Origin of the sequence: Nocardioides sp. J9 (assembly GCF_007829375.1) — a bacterium.
Lineage (GTDB): Bacteria > Actinomycetota > Actinomycetes > Propionibacteriales > Nocardioidaceae > Nocardioides.
Genome location: NZ_VLJQ01000092.1, coordinates 1 through 22,156, shown reverse-complemented (window position 1 = coordinate 22,156; position 22,156 = coordinate 1). Strand labels below are relative to the sequence as shown.

At 73.2% G+C, this 22,156-nt stretch carries 18 protein-coding genes; 11 read left to right on the top strand and 7 right to left on the bottom strand.

Going from position 1 to position 22,156, the window contains the following annotated elements:
• Positions 1-35 precede the first annotated feature (35 nt).
• Positions 36-1,490: an aldehyde dehydrogenase gene (locus tag L615_RS15900; protein ID WP_145725706.1), complete on the top strand. Its 1,455-nt coding sequence runs from the start codon at positions 36-38 to the stop codon at positions 1,488-1,490.
• 103 nt (positions 1,491-1,593) lie between these two features.
• Here the strand turns inward: L615_RS15900 and L615_RS15895 are convergent, their stop codons facing one another.
• Together L615_RS15895 and L615_RS15890 are read right to left on the bottom strand one after the other, a co-directional pair.
• The gene (locus tag L615_RS15895) at positions 1,594-2,355 is read right to left on the bottom strand and encodes a FadR/GntR family transcriptional regulator (RefSeq protein ID WP_051485473.1); all 762 of its coding nucleotides are present in this window, start codon (positions 2,353-2,355) and stop codon (positions 1,594-1,596) included.
• Positions 2,356-2,513: 158 nt separating this feature from the next.
• Entirely contained in the window at positions 2,514-3,116 is a 603-nt protein-coding gene (locus L615_RS15890; RefSeq protein WP_036516801.1) for a TetR/AcrR family transcriptional regulator, read from the bottom strand.
• 125 nt (positions 3,117-3,241) lie between these two features.
• Here L615_RS15890 and L615_RS15885 point away from each other — a divergent pair, with 125 nt between their 5' ends.
• From L615_RS15885 to L615_RS15865, 5 genes are all read left to right on the top strand, one after another.
• Positions 3,242-6,169, top strand: a complete 2,928-nt coding sequence (locus tag L615_RS15885) for a crotonase/enoyl-CoA hydratase family protein (protein WP_186449895.1) — start codon at positions 3,242-3,244, stop codon at positions 6,167-6,169.
• Between the two features lie 48 nt (positions 6,170-6,217).
• Positions 6,218-7,369: an acyl-CoA dehydrogenase family protein gene (locus L615_RS15880; protein ID WP_145725704.1), complete on the top strand. Its 1,152-nt coding sequence runs from the start codon at positions 6,218-6,220 to the stop codon at positions 7,367-7,369.
• A 141-nt stretch (positions 7,370-7,510) separates the two neighbouring features.
• Entirely contained in the window at positions 7,511-7,969 is a 459-nt protein-coding gene (locus L615_RS15875) for a PaaI family thioesterase (protein WP_145725703.1), read from the top strand.
• Between the two features lie 266 nt (positions 7,970-8,235).
• Positions 8,236-8,928, top strand: coding sequence for an NAD-dependent deacylase (locus L615_RS15870; RefSeq protein ID WP_028654545.1), 693 nt, complete (start codon positions 8,236-8,238; stop codon positions 8,926-8,928).
• Between the two features lie 75 nt (positions 8,929-9,003).
• A complete protein-coding gene (locus L615_RS15865; RefSeq protein WP_145725702.1) occupies positions 9,004-9,762 on the top strand; it encodes a hypothetical protein in 759 nt (252 codons plus the stop codon).
• Between the two features lie 32 nt (positions 9,763-9,794).
• Here L615_RS15865 and L615_RS15860 read toward each other — a convergent pair whose 3' ends face one another.
• Positions 9,795-10,556, bottom strand: coding sequence for a TetR/AcrR family transcriptional regulator (locus L615_RS15860; RefSeq protein WP_145725701.1), 762 nt, complete (start codon positions 10,554-10,556; stop codon positions 9,795-9,797).
• Between the two features lie 123 nt (positions 10,557-10,679).
• Here L615_RS15860 and L615_RS15855 point away from each other — a divergent pair, with 123 nt between their 5' ends.
• Both L615_RS15855 and L615_RS15850 read left to right on the top strand, forming a co-directional pair.
• Positions 10,680-12,836: an MMPL family transporter gene (locus L615_RS15855; RefSeq protein WP_145725700.1), complete on the top strand. Its 2,157-nt coding sequence runs from the start codon at positions 10,680-10,682 to the stop codon at positions 12,834-12,836.
• Positions 12,837-12,924: 88 nt separating this feature from the next.
• Positions 12,925-13,563, top strand: coding sequence for a response regulator transcription factor (locus tag L615_RS15850; RefSeq protein ID WP_028654541.1), 639 nt, complete (start codon positions 12,925-12,927; stop codon positions 13,561-13,563).
• On the opposite strand, the gene L615_RS15845 is transcribed toward L615_RS15850, so the two are convergent.
• Positions 13,548-15,755 (bottom strand): hypothetical protein, encoded by a 2,208-nt coding sequence (locus tag L615_RS15845; RefSeq protein WP_145725699.1) that lies wholly within the window; start codon positions 15,753-15,755, stop codon positions 13,548-13,550. The two genes, L615_RS15850 and L615_RS15845, sit on opposite strands and share 16 nt — an antisense overlap.
• Positions 15,756-16,075: 320 nt before the next feature.
• Here L615_RS15845 and L615_RS15840 point away from each other — a divergent pair, with 320 nt between their 5' ends.
• Positions 16,076-17,404, top strand: a complete 1,329-nt coding sequence (locus L615_RS15840) for a serine/threonine-protein kinase (RefSeq protein ID WP_145725698.1) — start codon at positions 16,076-16,078, stop codon at positions 17,402-17,404.
• Entirely contained in the window at positions 17,302-17,937 is a 636-nt protein-coding gene (locus L615_RS15835) for a hypothetical protein (RefSeq protein WP_145725697.1), read from the top strand. The genes L615_RS15840 and L615_RS15835 overlap by 103 nt, the downstream gene beginning before the upstream one ends.
• Before the next feature lie 36 nt (positions 17,938-17,973).
• Here the strand turns inward: L615_RS15835 and L615_RS15830 are convergent, their stop codons facing one another.
• The 3 genes from L615_RS15830 to L615_RS15820 form a co-directional block, all read right to left on the bottom strand.
• Complete coding sequence (locus L615_RS15830; RefSeq protein WP_028654540.1) at positions 17,974-18,726, bottom strand: ABC transporter permease; 753 nt, start codon at positions 18,724-18,726, stop codon at positions 17,974-17,976.
• A gap of 3 nt (positions 18,727-18,729) precedes the next feature.
• Positions 18,730-19,752, bottom strand: coding sequence for an ATP-binding cassette domain-containing protein (locus L615_RS15825; RefSeq protein WP_028654539.1), 1,023 nt, complete (start codon positions 19,750-19,752; stop codon positions 18,730-18,732).
• 165 nt (positions 19,753-19,917) lie between these two features.
• A complete protein-coding gene (locus L615_RS15820) occupies positions 19,918-20,559 on the bottom strand; it encodes a PadR family transcriptional regulator (RefSeq protein ID WP_028654538.1) in 642 nt (213 codons plus the stop codon).
• Between the two features lie 27 nt (positions 20,560-20,586).
• On the opposite strand from L615_RS15820, the gene L615_RS15815 reads away from it, so the two are divergent.
• Entirely contained in the window at positions 20,587-22,095 is a 1,509-nt protein-coding gene (locus L615_RS15815) for an MDR family MFS transporter (protein WP_145724491.1), read from the top strand.
• Positions 22,096-22,156: the final 61 nt, after the last annotated feature.

The following is a 22,156-nucleotide window of genomic DNA, read 5'->3' as shown; positions in this document are numbered from 1 at the left end:
TCCAGACTGAGTTTCCGAGACGAGGAGAGAAGCACGTGACGACGTACGACCGGCCGCAGCTGTTCATCGGCGGCGAGTGGGTGGAGCCCGAGTCGACCGAGGAGGTCGTGGTCAACAACCCCGCGACCGGCGAGGTCGTCGGCCGGGCCGCCCTGGGCGACTCCCGCGACCTGGCGAAGGCCGTGGACGCCGCGCGGCGGACCTTCGACCAGGGCGGCGTGTGGCGCGACACCGACCCCAAGGAGCGCGGGGAGGTGCTGCGCCGGGCCTCCGAGCTGCTGCAGGAGCGCGCCGACGAGCTCGCCGTCGGCATCACCTCCGAGCTCGGCTGCCCGATCTGGTTCAGCCAGGCCGCGCACGTGCCGAACCCGATCCGCCACACCGCCTACTACGGCGACCTCGCGTCCTCCTACGAGTTCGAGGAGGTGCGCACCGACGGCACCAACCGCAGCCTCGTCGTGCAGGAGCCGGTCGGCGTCGCCGCCGGCATCGTGCCGTGGAACGGGCCGCTGTCCGGGCCGAGCCTCAAGATCGCCCCGGCCCTGGCCGCCGGCTGCTCGATCGTGCTCAAGCCCGCCCCGGAGACGCCGTTCTCGGCGTACGCCTTCGCGGACGTGATGACCGAGGCCGGCCTGCCCAAGGGCGTCCTCAGCATCGTGCCCGCCGGGCGCGAGGCCGGCCAGTCGCTCGTCGACAACCCCGGCGTGGACAAGATCGCCTTCACCGGCAGCACGGCGGCGGGCAAGCAGATCGCCGCCTCCGCCGCGGCCCGGGTCGCCCGGGTCACCCTCGAGCTGGGTGGCAAGTCCGCCGCGATCGTCCTCGACGACGCCGACCTCGACGCGACCATCGCGAAGCTGCTGCCGATGGCGCTCAACGTCAACGGCCAGATGTGCATCGCGCAGACCCGTGTCCTCGTGCCCGCCTCGCGCGAGAAGGAGGTGCTCGACGCCCTCGCCGCCGCACTCGAGAGCCAGGTCGTCGGCAACCCGCTCGACCCCACGACGACGATCGGCCCGCTGATCAGCCAGCGCCAGCAGGAGCGGGTCCGTGGCTACATCTCCCTCGCCCGCGAGGAGGGTGCCCGGGTCGTCACCGGCGGCGAGCGGATCACGATGCCGTCCGAGCTCGCCAACGGCTGGTTCGTCCCGCCGACGCTGCTCGCCGACGTCAACAACGCGATGCGCGTGGCCCGCGAGGAGATCTTCGGCCCCGTGCTCGCGGTGATCCCCTACGGCTCGGAGGAGGAGGCCGTCGCGATCGCCAACGACTCGCCGTACGGCCTCTCCGGCTCGGTGTGGACCGCCGACGCGGACCGCGGTCTGGCGATCGCCCGGCGCATCCGCACCGGCATGGTGAGCGTCAACGGCTCGCCGCAGGCCTACGGCTCGCCGTTCGGCGGCTTCAAGGAGTCCGGCCTGGGCCGCGAGATGGGCCCCGAGGGCCTGCGCTCCTACCTCGAGGTCAAGTCGGTTGCCCTGGGCGCCTGAGCCTTCCGGTGGAGGGGCGCCTGTCGCCCCGGTGCGGTCCCCGACGCACAGGAGCCGCAGCGCGAGTCCCGCGCTGCGGCTCCTGTCGTTCGTGCGGGTCCGGTCAGGACCGGTTGCGCCAGGTGACGACCTCGTCGAGGAGCGTCGGGTGCTGCTTCGCGACGTACTTCAGGTAGTCCTGCATGTGCTCGGTCATCAGGCTCTCGGCGCGCACGCTGTCGCCGGCGAGGATCGCCTCGGCGACACCGACGTGGGAGGCGTGCACGTCGCGCTGCTTGTTCTTCGGGAAGTGCACGGCCTGGATCCGGTCGCGGAAGATCTCGGCCAGCGACTGGCACACGACGCTGACCAGGGTGTTCTCGCCCATCGCGATGACCGAGGCGTGGAAGTCGCCGGTGATGTGCAGGTAGGTCTCCACGTCCGCGGCGTCCGGGCCGGACTGCGCGAGGTCGAGGAGCTCGCGCGCGGCGTCGGAGCCCATCTGGCGCTCGGCGGCGAGGCGGGCGGCCATCGGCTCGAGGATCTGGCGGGCCTCGTTGACCTCGCGGTAGGTCACGCCGGCGAACTGGAAGAACAGCGAGGCGACCCGGCCGAAGTCCTCCGGGGTGACGCTCTGGACGACCGGTCCGCCGCCCGGGCCGGGCTTGAGCGCGATCAGACCGCAGGTCTCGAGCACGCGCATCGCCTCGCGCAGCGTGCCGCGCCCGACGCCGTACTCCTCGAGCATGTCGGCCTCCTTGGGGAGCTGGTCCCCGAAGGAGAGGCCTTGCCGCCTGATGTCCTGGAGGACGGACTGGGCGACGCTGTTGGCGAGCTTGTCCTTGCGGGCGGTCCGGCGGGTGGGTGATCCCACGGTCGGGCTCATGGTCAGGCTCCTCGAAGGCAATAATGATTCACACCATTCTGCCTTGGTGTGGCCTTCATCATGTCGGGATCCGCCCGGCGAGTCGAGTTCCCTTCGCCACACGGCCCTGCTCTCGCGGTACGACGACCGGCCGGTCGGGCGCCTCGGGCCCGGGCGACTCAGGCCTGGACGGACTCGCCGGCCAGCTGGCGGAGCGCGCCCTTCCATGCCTCCACGACGGCGGACGTGCCGGCTCGCGGCGACAGGATGCCACCGAGCCGCGAGCCCGTGAGCAGGTCGATGGTGAACTGCACGAGCATCGGCGCCCGGGGGTGGTCGGCGCCGGCGAGGCGGGTGACGCTGCGGTGCACGGTGCCGAAGATCCGTTCCTGCAGGGGGAGCAGGGCCTCGCGCAGGTCGGGGTCGGTGCGCGCGGCGACCCACAGGTCGAGCGCTGCGGAGAAGGGCGGCGACTGCAGCTCCTGCCAGATCAGGTCGACGACGTCGTCCCAGCTGGCGATGGGTGCCTCGCTGAGGCCCTCGGCCGCGGTCAGCACGCTGAGCCGCCGCTCGATGATGTCCTCGACGACGCCGGCCATGAGCGCGCTGCGGGTCGGGAAGTGGTGGAGGAGCGTGCCACGCGCGACCCCGGCGCGCTGCTGCACGTGGCCGACGGTCGTCGCGCTGTAGCCGCCCTCGAGCAGGGTCTCGTAGGCCGCCTCGAGCAGCCGGGCCCGGGTGGCGGCCGAGCGCTCCTGCTGGGTACGCCGGGGGGTCGCCATGGCCCGGACACTACCGTCCGACCGGACCGGAACGTGGCGTGCGGCACGCCCGCGGGACCTTGCGCGAACGGCCCGGACCGAGCATGCTTCAAGAAACAGTCCGATCAGACGGAAAGTTGCGCCGCATGCCCCGCTCTCGTTTCCTCGACAACGCCCGCACCCTCGCGCCCGTGCTGGGAAGCACCGCCCGCGCCGTGGCCGCCGACCTGGTCGCCCGCGTGCGCCCCGGCGCTGCGGCCCCGGAGTCCTCGGTGGACGTCCCCGCACCCACGGGCGTCGACGAGTACGCGCGCCACGTGCACGCCCAGCGCGCGATCCCGGCCAGCGTGGCCGACGTCGTCGAGCTCGTCACGGACCTCGACCGCGCCCACGAGTGGCTCACCCTGCACCTGTCCTGGCGCGGCGAGCGCCCGGCGCGGATCGAGACGGGCGCCGAGTTCACCCAGCAGATCAAGCTGATGGACATCCCGGCCCAGGCCCGCTGGACGGTCGCCCGCGCCGGTGAGGACGGCTTCGAGCTGCGCGGCACCGGCCCGATGGGCATCACCGTCGGCCTGTGGTGCACCGTCGTGCCCGACGGCACCGGCGCCGCCGTCCGCCTGGACGGAGCCCTCGACGGCTCGCCGGTCCGCGGCCCGGTCGGCCTCACCGCCGTCCGCAGCGTCGAGGTCGCCCTGTCCGAGTCGCTGGCTGCGATCGACGCCATCGTCGGCGGCAGCGCGACGCTGCGCGTCCCGGACGAGCCGGTCCTCCACGAGCGGACCGGCACCCTGCTCGACCCGACCACCCCGGTGCTCGTCGGTGTCGGCCAGCTCGTCCAGCGCACGCCCGACCTCGAGTCACCGCGCGAGCCCGTCGAGCTGTCGGTCGCCGCGCTGCGCTCCGCGGCCGAGGACGCGGGCGCCCGGATCGACCTGCTCGCCAGCGCCGACATGGTCTACGCCGTGCCGAGCGCGTCGTGGACCTACGGCAGCCAGGCCGGTCGGGTCGCCGAGCTCGTCGGTGCCACCGAGGCGCGCACGGTCCAGACCTCGCCGTACGGCGGCGACGGCGCCCAGCTCGCCGTCAACGACGCCGCGCAGCAGGTCGTCGACGGCCACGCCCAGGTCGTGCTCGTCAGCGGTGCCGAGGCCGGCGCCACCGTCGCCGCACTGCAGTCGAAGGGCCGCGAGCCCCAGTGGCAGCGCCAGGAGGAGGGCGCCGCCCCCGACCGGGTGATCGGCATCGACCGGCCCGCCAACAACTCGGCGGAGACCAGCGCGGGCATCGGTGCCCCGATCTTCGTCTACGCCCTGCTCGAGTCCGCGCTGCGCGGTGCGGCCGGCGCCGACGCCGACGAGCACCAGAAGCGGATCGCCGAGCTGTGGGCCCGGGCCAGCGAGGTTGCCGCGGGCAACCCCTACGCGTGGGACCCGACCGCTCGCTCTGCCGACGAGATCGGCAACCCCTCGCCCGACAACCGCCGGGTGAGCGACCCGTACACGAAGCTGATGTGCGCCAACCTCCAGGTCGACCTCGCCGCCGGTGTCATCGTCATGAGCGCGGCGGCGGCCCAGGCTGCGGGCGTCGACCAGGACAAGTGGGTCTTCCTGCACGCCGGTGCGTCCGCCACCGACGAGTGGTTCGTCTCCGAGCGCGCCGACCTCGCGTCGTCGCCGGCGATCAAGGCCGCGGCCGGCGCGGCCCTGGGCCACGCCGGGATCACCCCGGCCGACCTCGGCCCGGTCGACCTCTACTCGTGCTTCCCGGCCGCCGTGCAGCTCGGTGCCGCCGCGGTCGGCCTGCCCTGGGACGACCCGTCGCGACCGCTCAGCGTCACCGGTGGCCTCACCTTCGCCGGCGGCCCCGGCAACAGCTACGGCCTGCACGCCGTCGCGACGATGGTGCCGCAGCTGCGCGAGAACCCCGACGAGTACGGCCTGTCGAGCTCGCTCGGCTGGTACGCCACCAAGCACGCCCTCGGCGTCTACTCCGGCCGTCCGCCGGCCCAGCGCTTCGCCCACCTCAAGCCGGTCTTCGACCGCCCGCCGGCCCGCCCTGCGCTGACCGAGCTCGAGGGCACCGCGGTCGTCGAGGCCGTCACCGTGCCGTACCAGCGCTCCGGCGAGCCCGAGGCCGTCGTCGTCTCGGCCATCAAGCCGACCGGCGAGCGGGTGCTGCTGCGCCGCGAGGACCCGGCCGACATCGAGCTGCTCACCTCGACCGACCCGCTGCGCCGCGAGATCCGCATCGAGGCCGACCGGGTCGTCCTCGGCGCGGAGGACCGCCTCGAGCTGCCGCCCCCGCCCCCGGCCAAGGTCCGCACCGAGCGCGTCGACGACTCGATCCTCGTGGTCACCCTCGACCGGCCCAAGGTCAAGAACGCGATCGACCGGGACATGGCGCTCGCCCTCGAGCGTGCGGTCGACGACGCCGAGGCCGACGACACCGTGCGCGTCATCGTGCTGACCGGCGCTGACAACACCTTCTGCGCGGGCATGGACCTGGCGGGTGCGAACCGCGGCGAGGTCCCCGTGACCGACCGCCGCGGCCCGCTCGGGCTCACCGCCGAGCCGCCGGTCAAGCCGACCATCGCGGCGGTCGAGGGCCACGCCCTCGCCGGAGGCTTCGAGCTCGCGCTGTGCGCCGACCTCGTCGTCGCCGCGGAGAACTCGGAGTTCGGGTTGCCCGAGGCCAAGCGCGGCCTGCTCGCCGCCGCCGGTGGCCTGTGGCGTACGGCGGTGCGCCTGCCGCGCGCCGTCGCGCTCGAGCTCGCGCTCGTCGCGGACGCCGTCCCCGCCACCCGCCTGGCCGAGCTCGGCCTGGTCAACCGCGTCGTCGCGCCGGGCACGGCCCTGGACGAGGCGCTCGACCTGGCCCGGGGGATCGCCGCCAACGCGCCGCTGTCGGTCAGCGTCGGCAAGCAGATCATCGACGCCGCGCCGACGTGGAGCCCGGAGGAGGGCTTCCAGAAGCAGTCCGAGATGGCCAGCCCCGTCGTGCTCTCCGACGACGCCCGCGAGGGTGTCGCCGCGTTCGCCGAGAAGCGCGCGCCCCGCTGGACCGGGCGCTGAGCCCAGACCACGTCGTACTCACCACGCACCCACCACGAAGGAACCCCCATGGACCTGTGGAACACCCCGGAGCGCGTCGCGCTGCGCGAGGCCGTCATGAAGTTCACCGAGAAGGAGATCGTCCCGAACCTCGCGCAGTGGGAGGACGACGGCGAGCTGCCCCGCGAGCTGAGCCTCGCCGCGGCCAAGGCCGGCTTCCTCGGCGTCGGCTTCTCCGAGGAGGTGGGCGGCGTCGGTGGTGACTCCATCGACACCGCCATCGTCACCGAGTCGATCATCCAGGCCGGCGGCAGCTCCGGCGTCATCGCGTCGCTGTTCACGCACGGCATCGCGGTCCCGCACATCGTCGACGCCGGCAACCCCGACCTCATCGACCGCTTCGTGCGCCCGGCCCTGGCCGGCGAGAAGATCGGCTCGCTGGGCGTCACCGAGCCCGGCGGCGGCAGCGACGTCGCCAACATCACCACCCGCGCGGTGCGCGACGGCGACCACTACGTCGTCAACGGTGCGAAGACCTTCATCACCTCCGGCGTGCGCGGTGACTTCGTCACCACCGCCGTCCGCACCGGCGACCCGGGCTTCGGAGGCATCAGCCTGCTGGTCATCGAGAAGGGCACGCCCGGCTTCGAGGTCGCCCGCCCGCTGCGCAAGACCGGCTGGCACTGCTCGGACACCGCGGAGCTCAGCTTCACCGACGTCCGCGTGCCGGTGGCGAACCTGGTCGGCGAGGAGAACGGCGGCTTCTTCCTGCTGATGAACCAGTTCGTCAACGAGCGCCTCGGCCTCGCCCTGCAGGGTTACGCCACCGCCCAGCGGGCGCTGGACCTCGCGGTGCGCTACGCCAAGGAGCGCGAGACCTTCGGCAAGCCGCTGGCCAGCCGCCAGGTCATCCGCCACAAGCTGGTGGAGATGCACCGTCGTACCGACGCGGCGCGGAAGGTGACGCGCGCCGCGCTGGAGAAGTCGCTCGAGAAGTCGGTCACCGACCCGGAGGTCATCCTCGACGCGCTGATGGCCAAGAACACCGCGGTCGAGGCCGTCGAGTTCGTCGTCAGCGAGTCGATGCAGATCCACGGCGGCATGGGCTACATGCGCGAGTCGGAGATCGACCGCCACTACCGCGACGCCCGGATCATCGGCATCGGCGGCGGCGCCACCGAGGTGCTGACCGACCTCGCCGCGAAGCTGCTCGGGTACTGAGCCCCGGCCCGGACGGCGGTGAGTGGGGCGCCGTCCGGGCCGGTCCGCCCCGGTGGCATGGCAGCCGCCATGACCTCCGGGGTCATCGACGCGACGACCTCCGGCGTCCGATCCTTGGGACGACCGTCCCGAGGAGGAGCCATGACCGCACCCGCCGCCACGCCCGACCCCGTCGCCCGCCACTGGATCGAGGACGTCCTCGCCGCGTCGCCCATCGCCCGGCACCTCGGCGTCACCGTGCTCGACGCCGCCCCCGAGCGGGTGCGCCTCGGGCTGGCCTTCCGCGACGACCTGACCACGGTCCCCGGCGTCCTGCACGGCGGTGTGGTCGCCACCCTCGTCGACGTCGCCGGAGCGGCCGCCTCGGCCTCCGGCCTCACCTCCGCCGACGCCGAGGACGGCGCCAGCGGCGGCGCCACCACCCACCTCTCGCTCGCCTACCTCGCTGCGGCGTCCTCCGACCTGGTCGCCACAGCCACGGTCGTGCACCGCACCCGCTCCGGCACCCACAGCGAGGTCACCGTCCACGACGCCGACGACCGCCTCGTCGCCAGCGCGTCGGTCACCAGCCGGATCTTCCACCGCCCCGCCCCTCGTTGAGACGTCACCTGTGGCTGGTCGAGACGTCACCTGTGGCCTGTCGAGTCGTCACCTGTGGCTCGTTGACTGGTCACTTGTGGCTGGCCAGGCCGGAAGTGACGTCTCGACGGGCCGGAAGTGACGTCTCGACGGGCCGGAAGTGACCACTCGACGGGCCGAACTGACGTCTCGACAGGCCACAGGTGACGTCTCGACGAGCGGGGAGGGAGGGGTGCGAGGGGTGGGACGGTGACGGCGGTCACGGGTACGGCGGGTAGCCTCGCGACGTGCCCCAGATCGTCGTCCTCACCGGTGCCGGCATCTCCGCCGAAAGCGGGGTGCCGACGTTCCGCGACGAGGACGGTCTCTGGGAGGGGCACAGCATCGAGGACGTCGCGACGCCCGAGGGCTTCGACCGGGACCGCGCCACGGTGCAGCGGTTCTACGACGAGCGACGGGCCGCGCTGGCGCGCGTCGAGCCCAACCCGGCGCACGTCGCGCTGGCCGAGCTCGAGGAGACCCTCGGTGACGCCCTGCTCGTGGTGACCCAGAACATCGACGACCTGCACGAGCGGGCCGGCTCGAAGCGCGTGGTGCACATGCACGGCGAGCTGCTCAGGGCGCTGTGCCGCGCGTGCCAGCAGTCGGTCCCGTGGCAGGGCCCGCTGTCCGACGAGCCGCCGTGCCCCGGCTGCGGCGTCGCCGACCTGCGACCGGACGTGGTGTGGTTCGGCGAGGTGCCCTACGAGATGGACCGGATCGCCGACGCGCTGTCGGAGGCGACGCTGTTCGTCTCGATCGGCACCTCGGGTGCGGTCTACCCGGCCGCCGGCTTCGTCCAGCACGCCCGCCGCCACGGCGCGCGCACCCTGGAGCTCAACCTCGAGCCCAGCGAGGGCTCGCACTTCTTCCACGAGGCGCGGCACGGCCGCGCCGGCGACCTGGTGCCCGTGTGGGCCCGCGAGGTGCTCTGGCACTGAGCCCGGGGGCCGGGCCCCGGTCGTCTGCCGCCAAAACGCCCGTACGACGGGTGCTCGGCCGCTACCTTTCTGGCCATGCGCCGTCCTGCACTCACGCTCGCCGTCCTGCCGCTGCTCGCCCTCGGCCTCGCCGCCTGCGGTGACGACGACAGCGGCGCTGGCGACGGCGGGTCGGGCGGCGGCTCGGGCACCGGCTCCAGCAGCACGCGCGACTACCGCGACACCCCGATCGACGAGATCGGCGAGGACGTCGAGGAGGCGATGGACAGCCTCGAGACCGTCCACCTCGCCGGCAACTTCATCGACGACGAGGACCAGAAGATCCTCATGGACGTCACGGTGAGCCGGTCCGGCGACTGCCAGGGCTCCATGACGATCGAGGGCGTGGGATCGATGGAGATCATCTCCGTCGGCGGTGCGTCCTACTTCAAGGCCGACGACGCGTTCTGGCAGAGCCAGGGCGGCGACCAGGCCTCGGTGATCACCGGCCTGATCGGGGACAAGTGGACCACCGACTCCACCGACCCCGAGGGCTTCGCGGAGCTGTGCGACCTCGACGAGCTGCTCTCCGAGCTCAGCTCCGACGACGTCGCGGGTGACGGCTCGAAGGTCACCGGAACTCAGGACGTCGGCGGCAAGGAGACCGTCACCGTGTCGTTCACCTCCGACGACGGCAACTCCGGCACCGCCTACGTCGCTGCCGACGACCCGCACTACCTGCTGCGCATGGACGTCCGCGAGGAGGGGGCGATGGGCTTCAGCCGCTTCGACGAGCCGCTCGACGTGCAGAAGCCCGCCGACGCCGAGATCTTCGACCTCGCCTCCCTGGGCTGAGCCTCCCCGGCTGAGCCTCCCTGGGCTGACCCTCAGCCCCGCGCGAGCTCCTCGTCCAGGATCGCCAGCAGCCGCTCGCGGTCCTCGGCGAGGCCGAGCGGCCCGAGCCAGTCGAGCACGGTCGCGCGGAAGAGCTGGCCGGACTGGATGACCCGCGGGTCGCAGTGCCCGCTCGACTCGAGCGTGACGACGCCGTACAGCGCGGACCAGGCGCGCATGTAGATCCACAACAGGCCGCGGTCCCCGGTCGGGATGTGGTCGGCCTTCGCCGGGATGAGCGGGTCGAGGACCGCCTCGCGGACGACGGGGTCGAGCTCGTCGAGCGCCGGGAAGGGGAACCGGCGCTGCTCCCAGATCGCCCAGAGCAGGTCGGTGAAGTAGTGCCCCGATGTCGAGAGCGTGAGCAGCTCGCGGCGCTGGGAGTCCGCCTCGGCGATGGGGTTGGCGAAGACCAGCGCGAACTCGCGCGGCTTGCGCAGCGCCCACCGGCGGAAGTGCACGCAGGCGACCGTCAGCCGGGCCGCCGGGTCGTCCTCCGGGAAGCGCTCCGCCGCGTCCGCCCACTGTGCCGTCGCGGCCTTGTCGAGCTCGAAGGCGACCAGGTCGACGAGCTGCTGGTAGCTGGCCACGTAGCGGTAGAGCGCCGGTGCGGTCATCCCCATCCGGGCGGCGACCGCACGCAGCGACAGGTCCGCACCCTCCTCGAGCAGCTGGGCCGACACGGTGACGATCTCGTCGTACGTCGCCTCCCGCTGCTTCTCGCGACGGGTGACGGGCGCGCGCAGGTGGCCCAACGGGACTCCTTCGACGGGGAGGAAAGCTCTTGACGGCTGAAGTTTACACCGTTTACCGTTAACGCTGTTAACGAAACTGACGGCCTTTCACCAAGCCGTCCGCCCCTGACGGAAGGACACGCCATGATCGAGCGATGGGGCGCCGTGGTCGTGCGGCGGGCGATCGTCGTGCTGCTGGTCGGCCTCGGCCTCACCGCGGCGGCGATGGTCGCCGGCATCGGCCTCGAGGACGACCTCTCCGCCGGCGGGTTCGAGGACCCGGCCAGCGAGTCGGCCCGCGAGCTCGCGCTCGAGCGGGAGGCCTTCGGCAACCGGTCGATCGACGTGATCGTGATCTTCAGCGACGAGGACCGCACCATCGACGACGCCGCCTTCCGGGCGGAGGTCCAGCGCACCCTCGCCGACGTCCCCGAGGAGGCGGTCACCTCCGTCGCGACCTGGTACGACGTGCAGGACCCCGCCATGGTCAGCCGTGACCGGCACGCGACCGCGGTCTACGTGTCCCTCGTCGGCGAGAGCCAGAACGACTTCAACGAGGCGTTCGCCGACCTGCGCCCGGTGGTCGAGGAGAGCTCGCTCGGCGTGGACCTCGCCGGTCCCTACGCCGTCTACAGCGACGTCAACGAGGAGACCAAGTCCGACCTGCTGCGCGCCGAGCTCGTCTCCGCGCCGATCGTGCTGCTGCTCTCGCTCATCATCTTCCGCAGCGTCGTCGCCGCGCTGATGCCGCTGCTCGTCGGGGTGGTGGCCGTGCTCGGTGCCCGCGCCGCGATCGCCGGGCTCAACCAGCTGACCGAGGTCTCGATCTTCGCGCCGAACATCATCACCCTCCTCGGCCTGGGCCTGGCGATCGACTACGCACTCTTCGTCGTCTCCCGCTTCCGCGAGGAGATCGCCCGCTCGCCCGAGGACACCCGCCGGGCGCTGGTCCGCACCATGGCGACCGCCGGGCGCACCGTCGCGTTCTCGGCGCTGACCGTCGCGGCGGCCATGAGCTCGCTGCTCGTCTTCCCGCAGACCTTCCTCAAGTCGATCGGGTACGGCGGCATCGCGGCCGTGCTCGTGGCGATGGTCGCGGCGCTCACGGTCCTGCCCGCCACGCTCGCGCTGCTGGGCACCCGCATCGACTCGGTGCGGATCCCGTTCCTGCAGCGCAGCCGCGCGGTCGAGACCGACCACGGTGCCTGGGCCCGCCTCGCCGCCGCCGTGATGCGCCGGCCGGTGCTGGTCGCCGGTGGCGTGGTGGTCGTGCTGCTCGTGGTCGCGGCCCCCTTCCTCGGCGTGAAGTGGGGCAGCGTCGACTACCGGGTGCTGCCGGCCGACACCCCGTCGCACCAGGCGTCCGAGCGGCTCAACACCGAGTTCGGGCCGGAGCGCTCGACCGCGAACGTGCTGGTCCGCGGCGCCGACGAGGCCGCCCTGGCGTCGTACACGCAGGACCTGCAGGCGGTGCCCGGCGTCGTGGACGTCCGGCCCGTCGAGCAGGCCGGCGACACCACGCTGCTGCGTGCGTCCTGGGAGGGCAACAGCCAGACCGGCGAGTCCCAGCAGGTCGTCCGTGACCTGCGTGCCGTCGACGGCCCGGCGGGCGCCGAGGCGTTCGTCGGCGGCCTGACGGCGGAGACCGTCGACCTCGCCGGGTCGGTCGGCGACCACCTGCCGCTGATGGGCCTGATCGTCGTCGGCGTGATGCTGGTCCTGCTGTTCCTGGCCTTCGGCTCGGTGGTGCTCCCGCTCAAGGCGGTCGCGATGAACGCCCTGTCGATCACCGCGTCCTTCGGCGTGGTCACCTGGATCTTCAGCGACGGCCACCTCGCCGACCTGCTCGGCTTCACGCCCCAGGGCTTCCTCGACCTGACGAACCCGATCGTGATGCTGGCCGTGCTCTTCGGCCTGTCGATGGACTACGAGGTCTTCCTGCTCTCGCGGGTGCGCGAGCAGTGGGACGCCACCGGCGACAACGACCTCGCCGTGCAGACCGGGGTGCAGAAGACCGGCCGGATCATCACGAGTGCCGCCCTGCTCCTGGGCGTCGTGATCGGCGCGTTCAGCCTCAGCGGCGTGGTGTTCATGAAGATGCTCGGCCTCGGGATGCTGGTCGCCCTCCTGGTCGACGCCACCGTCGTGCGGGCCCTGCTGGTGCCCGCGACGATGAAGCTGCTGGGCCGCTGGAACTGGTGGGCGCCCGCACCGATGGCCCGCTGGTGGGAGCGCCACGGCTTCCGCGAGGAGGAGGCCGAGCGGCCCGCCGAGCCGGAGCGGGTCCCGGCCGGCGCCTGAGTGACGCCCGGCGGCCCCGCAACCCACGGAACCGTGCAATCCGCGAATTCCGCACTGCGGGGCCCGCCGGAGTCCCCATACTTCTCCTGTGGGGTCCCTGATCCGTGTCGGAGCGCTCGACAACCACCCGGTCGTGCTGGCCGGGGTGGGGGCGGCGCTTGCCCAGACGGCGCCGGACCTCGAGCTGGTCGCCATCGCCGACTCGCTCGACGACCTGCTCGCCGCGGCCCCTGACGGGCTCGACGTCGTGCTGCTCGACCTGCACATGCCCGAGCAGCCGCCGGCCGAGGAGACCGTCGCCCGGCTCGTCGCGCTCGGCATCACCGTGCTGCTCTTCACCGCCGAGGAGAAGCCGGTCCCGGTGCGCCGTGCGATCGCCGCCGGCGCGGCAGGACTGGTCCTCAAGGTCGACCCCGCCGAGCGGATCGCGCAGTCGATCCGCGACGCCCTCGCCGGGGAGCTCGCCTGCTCCGGCCAGGTCGCGGCGGCGCTGCTCACCGACGCCTCGCTGGCGACCCGGCTCTCGGAGCGCCAGATCGAGATCCTGAAGGCCGTGAGCACCGGCCTGCCCTACCGGCTGGTCGCGCGCCAGCTCGGCATCAGCGAGGTCACCGTCCGCGAGCACCTCTCGCGCGCTGCGCGCGCCTACCGCGAGGGTGGCGTCGACATCGGCAACGTGCACGGGCTGATCAGCCGCGCCCGCGCCGACGGTCACCTCGAGGAGTAACCCGCCCCCACGCCCGCGGCGGCCAGCGGCCCACGCCGGATCAGCGTGGCCAGGTCCGGCGGACCGGTGATCAGGCAGACCTCCTCGTCCGCGTCGACCGACCACGCCACGGGCAGCTGGCGGGGGAGGCGTTCGACCACCTCGGCCGGCGGCCCCGGCATGACCACGACCATGGCCTCGTCCCCGGTGCCGGACACCGTCACGTGGTCGGGCCCGAAGCGGCGCACCGTCCCGAGCGCCGCGGCGAGCGTGCGGGTCGCCGGAGGCGGCTCCGGCATGATCGTGTCGACCTGCGCGCCGGTACGACGAAGGGCGTCCAGCTCGGCGCGCATGGCCTCGTGCTCGGGACCGGGGAGGTAGAGGCAGTCGCGCACCGCCTGCGCGAGCAGCGCGGGTCCCGGGCCCGGCTCGGCGGTGCCGTCGGCGACGCTGCGCAGGGCCTGGACGACCGGGCGCAGGGTCGGCCCGAGCGCGACGCGGACCGCCTTCGCCCAGGCGACGGACTCGCTCGCCGCGGGCTGCGTGAGCACGCGACCGGCACGGCGGCAGACCGCGACGATCACGGCGACGAAGAGCGCGCTGAGCGGCTGCACGAAGAGCAGGTGCGGCAGGTCCGCCAGCGGCACGCCGGCCTCGGTCGCCAGGAGCGCGACCACCACGCCGTTCGGCACGAGCAGGGCCACCACGGTGCGCACCGACACGACCCACGCGGCGGCGAGCACGGGCAGCGCGGAGAACTCGATCATCCACGACTCGGCGCCGCCGATCCCCTCCGGGGAGACGGTCGGCAGCACCACGGCGAGCACGCCGGCGGGCAGGGCGGCGACCGCGAGCAGCACCAGGGGGTGCAGCGGGCCACGGCTGATCGCCTGGGTCAGGAGCAACGTCGTCGCGGCGATGACCGCCGCGCCGCCGTACGACCACGGCTGGAGCGGGGTGTCGAGGGTGAGCAGGGCGGCCGTCGCGAGGTAGCCACAGGCGAGGACCAGGCAGGCCTGCCGGGCGACGCGACCGGGGTCGCTGACGGCCGCGCGGATGAGCCGGTCGTGGTCGGGTGCGAGGCCGAGCAGGCGCGACAGCAGGCGCCCACGCCAGGCCAGCTCGACGACGGTGCCGCCGCCCTCCCGCGCGGAGACGGTCGCGGTGCCGCCGACGGACTCGAGGCGGCCGGTGATCGCGACCCGGATCCCCACGCCCTGCCGTCCGGAGAAGCCCTTGCCCTCGTCCTCGATCCGGACCCGGATCGCGGTCGGGCGGCGCACCACCGTGACCGTCGCCCGGCGCTGCCCGCTGTGGCGCAGCACGTTGCGCATCGCCTCGACCGCGGCACCGACGACCGCCTCGCGCACGGCCTCGGGCAGGTGGGTCCGCGGGCCGCGGACCACGAGCTCGACGTCGACCAGCTCGCGGGCAGCGGCGTTGCGCAGCGCCGTGACCACGTCGCCGGCGTCCTCGCCGTGCGCCGGGCCCGCGAGCCGCGACAGCGCTGCGCCCGCCGCCGTCCGGGTCTCGGGGGCGTGCGGCAGGCTGCCGACCGCGAGCAGCGTCGGCACCAGGTCGTCGTGGAGGAAGGCCGTGGTCTCGACCTCGGCTGCGGAGAGGTGGGCGCGGTGCGCCTCGCGGTGGCTGGCGATCAGCGCCTCGGCGCGGGCGGACGCCCGGCGCATCTGCGTGACCAGGTAGAGCGCGCCGAACGCGGTGCCGCAGACCAGCACCGCCTCCTGGAGGCCGTAGCGCAGGCCGTCCGAGCCGCCCGCGTCCCAGCGCAGCGCGACGAACAGCCCGCCGAGGAGCAGGATCGGGAGCACCGGGCGCCGGTGGTGCACGGCGATCACGAGCAGCATCGGCTCGACCAGGTGGACGACCGGGGAGTCGGCCGCGCCGGAGAGCGGGACCGTCTCGTGCGGCATCGTGGCGCCGACGACCATGGCGAGGGTGCAGGAGAGCACGTCGAGGTTCGACGGGCCCGGCCCGAGGCAGCGCAGCGCTGCCGTACCGACGCACAGGATGATCAGCGCGGCCGACGCGAGCTCCACCGCGTCCCAGCTCTCCTGGGTGGCGAGCTGCGCGCCGAACACCAGCGTCTTGCAGAGGATGACCAGGCCGATCGACAGGTGCAGGCCGCGCTCGACCGAGGCGCCGAAAGAGCGCCCGGACAGGCGGTGCGCGCCCACGCCACGGAGGTCCCCCACCTGATCGAGGTTAGGACGATCTGCGTCCCAGCGCCGGGGTTCCGCGCGACTGGTGTCCTCCGATCCGCGGGTTCCGCGCGCCCGGTGCCGCGCGGGAGGATGTCCGGCTGGACCGCGCCGTGGGGGGAGTGGTCCGTTGCGAGAGGCGCGCCGCGCCGCCGCCGTGGACGTGACGACCGACCGGGGACCGGTCTGGGGGGTCTCGGAGCGGTCCGGCGGGGCGGCGCCCTCTCCTCCCCGACGCCGCAGGGCGTCCCCGTGCGCCGGGTCCCCGGTGCTCCGGTCGGGTTTCGGCCACGGGCGTCGGGTAGAAACGTCCTGTGCCCCCACCGTCCCTGCCGTCCGAACCCGCGCCCGGGACGCGGATCGGTCGGTTCCTGCTGCTCGAGCAGCTGGGCCAGGGCGGGATGGGCGTCGTCTTCCGGGCCCGCGAGGAGAACCTGGGCCGCGAGGTCGCCCTCAAGGTCATCGCACCGCTCTTCGCCCACGACCCGGAGTTCCGGGAGCGGTTCACCCGGGAAGCCCGTGCGCAGGCGTCGCTGGAGTCCGCGCACGTCGTCGCGGTCTACGCGCACGGCGAGGAGGACGGCTACCTCTACATCGCCACGCAGCTGATCCCCGGTGGTGACCTCGGCGAGCTGATCCGCAGCCAGGGGCCGCCCAGCCTGGTCGAGGCGCTCGAGCTGATCGAGCAGGTCGCCAGCGGGCTCTCCGACGCCCACGACGCCGGCCTGGTGCACCGCGACATCAAGCCCGGCAACGTGCTGGTGCGACGCCGGGCCGGTGCGATGCGTGCCTACCTGGCCGACTTCGGCATCGCCCGGCGGATGAACGCCGACGCCACCCGGTTCAGCACCACCGCGGCCGGCACCCCGTCCTACATGGCGCCGGAGCTCCACGGCGGTGCGATGGCAGGTCCCTCGAGCGACATCTACGCGCTCGGGTGCGTGCTCTGGGTCGCGCTCACCGGTGCGCCTCCCTACCGCGGGATGTCGGAGTACCAGCTGGTCGCGGCGCACGTGCGCGAACCGGTGCCGCAGCTCGGCGGCGACAGCGCGATGGTGCACGCGACCAACCGGATCCTGCGCACGGCGATGGCCAAGGACCCCGCGGACCGCTACCAGTCGGCCGCCGAGATGGGAGCCGACCTGCAGGCTGCGCTGCGACTGCCGGCCACCCCCGGCGCCGCCGTCCCGCAGGGCCCGGGCACGACCGCCCTGCGGCCCGTGGCGCGTGCGACCGGCCAGCGGCCGACCGGCCAGCGGCCGACCCCGGCGGCGCCGCCCGCGGTGCCCGGGTCGCCCAGCCCCGTGCCCAGCCCCGCGCCCAGCCCCGTGCCCGGCCCGGGGCCTGCCCCGGCACCGGCCGCCAGCCCGGTCCCGGGCCGCAGCCCGACCCCGCCGCCGTCGTACCTCCTCGGCACGCCGACGCAGGGACCGTCCGGGCAGCGGCGCTCACCGGCGGCGACGGCCCGGACGACCCCGAGGACGACTTCCTGTCCCTGGAGCCGACCGCGATCCTGCAGGCCGCCGAGAAGGACATGGCCGTGGTGCGCACCGCCCGGATCCGCGGCACCTTCGGCGACGGCACCGACACCCTCACCGTCGACGTCGTCGCCACCACCCGCGGCGACTGCCAGGGCACGATGACGTCCGCGGCCGCTGGGGGCACCGCGGAGCTGCTGCGCGTCGGGGGGACCGTCTACATCCGCGCCGACCGCGCGTTCTGGAACGCCAGCAGCGACGACCCGGCCACGACCACCCTGCTGCTGACGGTGATCGGCGACCGCTGGGTGGAGGAGGAGTCCCTCGTCGAGAGCACCGAGTCCTTCTGCGACCTCGACGAGTTCCTCGAGCGCGACGGCCGTGAGGGGGCCACGGCGACCCGGGTCGGCACGGGCACGGTCAACGGTGAGTCGACCGTGCGCATCGAGCAGACGGAGGGCCCGAACCGTGAGGTCCTCGACGTGCGCGTCGCCGAGCCGCACTACCTGATGCGGGTCGAGGAGAGCGAGGTCGACTCCTTCGAGTTCTCCGAGTTCGACGAGGACGTGGAGATCACGAAGCCCGCCACCGACGAGGTGTTCGCGCTGCAGGAGTACCTCGACAAGATCGAGAAGGGCCTCGGGTCCCTGCCGGGAGCCGACCCGAGCGACGACCCGTCGGACGGGTCCTCCGAGTAGCCGCTCGGGCAGCGGGCCCCGGCCGGGCCGTCGACGTCAGGCGTTCTCGCGGCGGAAGACCGCGGTGCCCCACCACACGGCGAGGGCGAACAGCGCCACGGTCCAGCCGACGCCCCACAGCATCGAGCCGTCGAAGTCGCCGAAGAAGGACGCGCGGACCGCGTCGACCACGTGCTTGATCGGCATGAAGTCGCTGAGCCGCTCGAGCCAGTCGGCGCCGAAGCTCATCGGCAGCAGGATCCCGCTGAGCAGCAGGACCGGCATCATCACGACGTTGATGATGGGCGCCATCACGTCCTCGCTCTTGGTGGTGAGCGCGAGGGCGTTGGACGCCGCTGCGCAGGCGCCGCCGAGCATCAGGGTCAGCACCACGCCGACGACGATGCCGCCGAACGAGGTCTCCATGCCCATGACCAGGCCGAGCCCGACCAGGATCACCGCCTGCACGAACAGCTGCGCCAGGTCGCGGTAGAGCCGGCCGAGGAGCAGCGCGGAGCGGTGCGCGGGGGTGACCCGCTCGGCCTCGATGACGCCCTCGCGCCACTCGCCGATGAGGGAGAAGCCGGCGAAGAACGCCCCGAAGATGCCGAGCTGGACGAGCATGCCGGGCACGAACCACGTGTAGTGGTTGCCGCCGAGCTGCTCGATGACCGGCTTGAGCAGCGGGCCGAAGAGCAGCAGGTAGAGGACCGGCTGCAGCATGCCGATGATCACCCACGCGGGGTTGCGCAGGTTCATCCGCAGCTGGCGGTTGAAGACGATCCACGACTCGCGGAGCAGGGTGGTCATCGGTCAGGCTCCTTCGGCGGTGGCCGCGGGTACGGCGGTGGTGGCGCCCGGCTCGGCCTCGGCCGCCGCCTCGGCGTCGCGCAGCGAGCGGCCGGTGAGGGTGAGGAAGACGTCGTCCAGGGTGGGCCGGACGACCTCGATCGACTCGAGGGTGACGCCCGACGCCTCGAGGTCGCGCAGCAGGCCGGGCACCGCCTTGCCGGCGCGACTGACCCGGCCGCGGACGTGGCGGCCGTCCACCTCGAGGTCGCTGCTGATCGAGGCGAGCCGGTCGCGGGCGACGGCGACCTGCTCGGCGCCCCCGACCTCGAGGTCGACGAGGTCGCCGGCCACCGAGGCCTTGAGGCTGTCGGCGGTGTCGCTCGCGACGATCCGGCCCTGGTCGATGATGACGATACGGTCGGCCAGCGCGTCGGCCTCGTCGAGGTAGTGGGTGGTGAGGAAGACCGTCGCGCCCTCGCGGTCACGCAGGTCGGAGATGTGCTGCCACAGGTTGATCCGGGCCTGCGGGTCGAGGCCGGTCGTGGGCTCGTCGAGGAACACCAGCGACGGTGAGTGGATGAGCGCCATCGCGATGTCGAGGCGGCGCTTCTGGCCGCCGGACATGTTCTTCGGCATCCGGCGCCACAGCCCGTCCAGCTGGAGCTTGTCGAAGAGCTCCTGGCCCTTGGCGACGGCCGCCGAGCGTGACATCCCGTAGAGCATGCCGTGGTCGACGACCTCGTCACCGGCGTAGGCGCCGGAGAAGGTCGAGCCGACCTGCGAGCAGTAGCCGATGCTGCGCCGCACGTCGACCGACTGGGTCGCGACGTCGTAGCCCGCCACCGTCGCGGTGCCCGCCGTCGGCCTGAGCAGCGTGGTCAGCATCCGCAGCGTGGTGGTCTTCCCGGCGCCGTTGGGGCCCAGGAAGCCGACCACCTCGCCCTCGGCGACGTCGAGGTCGACGCCGCGCACGGCGTGCACCTCGCGCTTCTGCCTGCCCTTGCCGGTGTGGAAGGTCTGCACGAGTCCTCGTGCTCGGATCATCGTTCGTGTCCCCTCGTGGTCAACCTTGAACAAACACCATGTTCAAGGTTGAACACGGCGCTGTCAACCCGGAGCGCGGAGCGCGCCCCACGGGACCGACCGCACCACCGGCGCGGACTCATCGCAACCAATCGCAACCGGATATCGGGCCGGCGGGTGTGCGCCTCAGCGGCCGAGCAGCGCGCGGTAGCGCTCCCGGTCGGCGTTCATCTGCCAGCCCGGGTCGTCGTCCGCGGGTGCCCAGGCCATCGGCTCGTCGCGGAACGAGAGCTGCCCACTGCGCACGTCGTCGAGCAGCTCGACCAGCCAGGCCCGCTCGGCCCGGCCGCGCAGCAGCTGGAGCTCCATCGAGCGCAGGGCGTGCGGCGGCACGTCCGTCCGGCCCGGCGCGGTGACCCCCTCGAGGTGGGGGAGCAGGTCCTCCAGCGCCCGGAGCCGCTGTGCCAGGTGGCGTACGGCGGTGGGCCGGTCGACCAGCGGCAGCAGGCCCAGCGCGGCGTGGAACCCGACGCCGTCGTACAGGTCGACGGTGGTCAGCGAGACCTCGAGCAGCCGCTCGAGCTCGTGGCGCCCGGAGCCGGTGAGCTCGTAGACCGCCACCGGTCGCCCGCCGTCGACCAGGTCGTGGCGGACCAGGTGGCCCTGCTTGGTCAGCGTGGTGAGGCCGTTGTAGATCGACCCGGGGTTCACGTGCGCCCACTCGTCGACCTGCCACGACATCAGCTCGCGGCGGATCTGGTAGCCGTTGACCGGCTCGAACAGCGCGACCGCCCCGAGCAGCAGCATCCGGGTGTCGTGGGCGGCCATGGCCGGAGTCTATGAGCGTCGGCGGGAATGGCCGCCGACCGCTGGTGGTTGCGGCTGGTCGTGACCGCTCCCGCCGCTGCCTCCGTGACGCGTGCGAGCGTCGGGCTGCGCAGCGAGCGCGGACCGATCCTCGCCTCGGTCATGCTGAGCACCGCGCTGGTCGCGATCGACACGACGATCCTCGCGACCGCGGTGCCCGCCGTGGTCGAGGACCTCGGCGGGTTCACCCAGTTCCCGTGGCTGTTCTCGACCTACCTGCTCGCCCAGGCGGTCACCACCCCGATCTACGGCAAGCTCGCCGACGTCTTCGGCCGCAAGCCGCTGATGCTGCTGGGCATCGGGCTCTTCGTGCTCGGCTCGGTGCTGTGCGCCGTGGCGTGGAGCATGACCGCGCTGATCGTCTTCCGCGCGGTGCAGGGGCTCGGTGCCGGTGCGATCCAGCCCGCGGGCATCACGATCATGGGCGACATCTACTCGGTCGCCGAGCGCGCCGTCGCGCAGAGCTACGTCGCCGGCGTGTGGGCGACCGCCGCCGTCGTCGGCCCCACCCTGGGCGGGCTGTTCTCCGAGCACCTGTCGTGGCGCTGGATCTTCTGGATCAACCTGCCCCTCGGCCTGGTCGCCGCGCTCGTGCTGGCCCGCCGCTTCCACGAGGGTGCGGCCGCCGAGGCCCGCAAGGAGCGGCGCTCGCTGGACGTCGGCGGCGCGGTGCTCCTGGCGCTGGCCGCGCTGCTCGTCCTGACGGGCTTGCTCGAGGGCGGCATCCGCTGGGCGTGGTGGTCGCCTGCCGGTGTCGGGATCTTCGCCGGTGCCGCCGTCCTGCTCGCCGCCTTCGTCGCCGTCGAGCGCCGGGTCCACGACCCGGTGCTGCCGCTGTGGGTGTTCCGCGACCGGGTGCTCAACTCCTCGACCGTCGGCGCGCTCGTGGTCGGCGTGCTGATGCTCGGCGTCACCTCCTACGTCCCCGTCTACGCCCAGCGCGTGCTCGGCGCCGGCGCCGTCGTGTCCGGCCTCGCCGTGGCCGCGCTCGCGATCGGCTGGCCGATCGCCGCCAGCTCCGCCGGCCGCTTCTACGTGCGCTGGGGCTTCCGGCCCTGCCTGCTCGCCGGTGCCCTCTTCGGCCTCGCCGGCACCGCCGTGGTGGCGTCGGTCGGCCCGGACAGCCCGGTGTGGCTGCTCGCCCTCGGCTGCCTGGTCCTCGGCCTGGGCCTCGGGTACGTCGCCAGCCCCGGCATCGTCGCGGCCCAGTCGGCGGTGTCGTGGCGCAACCGTGGCGTCGCGACCGGCACCAACATGTTCGCCCGCTCGGTCGGCAGCGCGGTCGGCATCGCCGTCTTCGGTGCCATCGCCAACGGCGTCGTCGCCTCCCGCCTCGGTGGCGGCCAGGTCGCCGGCGACATCGACCTGGAGAGCCTCCCCGTCGACGTCCTCGACCCCGCCCTGCACGCCGTCTTCCTCGCCGTCCTGGCCACCTCCCTCCTCCTCGTCGTCTCCGGCCTCCTCATGCCGAAGCGCGTCGAGCCCGCCGCCGACTGACCGTCCTGCGCCCGACGAGGTGCGCCTTGTGGTTGCGCGGGGTGCGCCTTGTGGTTGCGCG

Bases quoted from the DNA above. Each gene is read 5' to 3' on its own strand.
- L615_RS15895 (WP_051485473.1), bottom strand. From the start codon at position 2,355: ATGAGCCCGACCGTGGGATCACCCACCCGCCGGACCGCCCGCAAGGAC.
- L615_RS15890 (WP_036516801.1), bottom strand. From the start codon at position 3,116: ATGGCGACCCCCCGGCGTACCCAGCAGGAGCGCTCGGCCGCCACCCGG.
- L615_RS15885 (WP_186449895.1), top strand. From the start codon at position 3,242: ATGCCCCGCTCTCGTTTCCTCGACAACGCCCGCACCCTCGCGCCCGTG.
- L615_RS15880 (WP_145725704.1), top strand. From the start codon at position 6,218: ATGGACCTGTGGAACACCCCGGAGCGCGTCGCGCTGCGCGAGGCCGTC.
- L615_RS15875 (WP_145725703.1), top strand. From the start codon at position 7,511: ATGACCGCACCCGCCGCCACGCCCGACCCCGTCGCCCGCCACTGGATC.
- L615_RS15865 (WP_145725702.1), top strand. From the start codon at position 9,004: ATGCGCCGTCCTGCACTCACGCTCGCCGTCCTGCCGCTGCTCGCCCTC.
- L615_RS15855 (WP_145725700.1), top strand. From the start codon at position 10,680: ATGATCGAGCGATGGGGCGCCGTGGTCGTGCGGCGGGCGATCGTCGTG.
- L615_RS15830 (WP_028654540.1), bottom strand. From the start codon at position 18,726: ATGACCACCCTGCTCCGCGAGTCGTGGATCGTCTTCAACCGCCAGCTG.
- L615_RS15825 (WP_028654539.1), bottom strand. From the start codon at position 19,752: ATGATCCGAGCACGAGGACTCGTGCAGACCTTCCACACCGGCAAGGGC.
- L615_RS15820 (WP_028654538.1), bottom strand. From the start codon at position 20,559: ATGGCCGCCCACGACACCCGGATGCTGCTGCTCGGGGCGGTCGCGCTG.
- L615_RS15815 (WP_145724491.1), top strand. From the start codon at position 20,587: ATGGCCGCCGACCGCTGGTGGTTGCGGCTGGTCGTGACCGCTCCCGCC.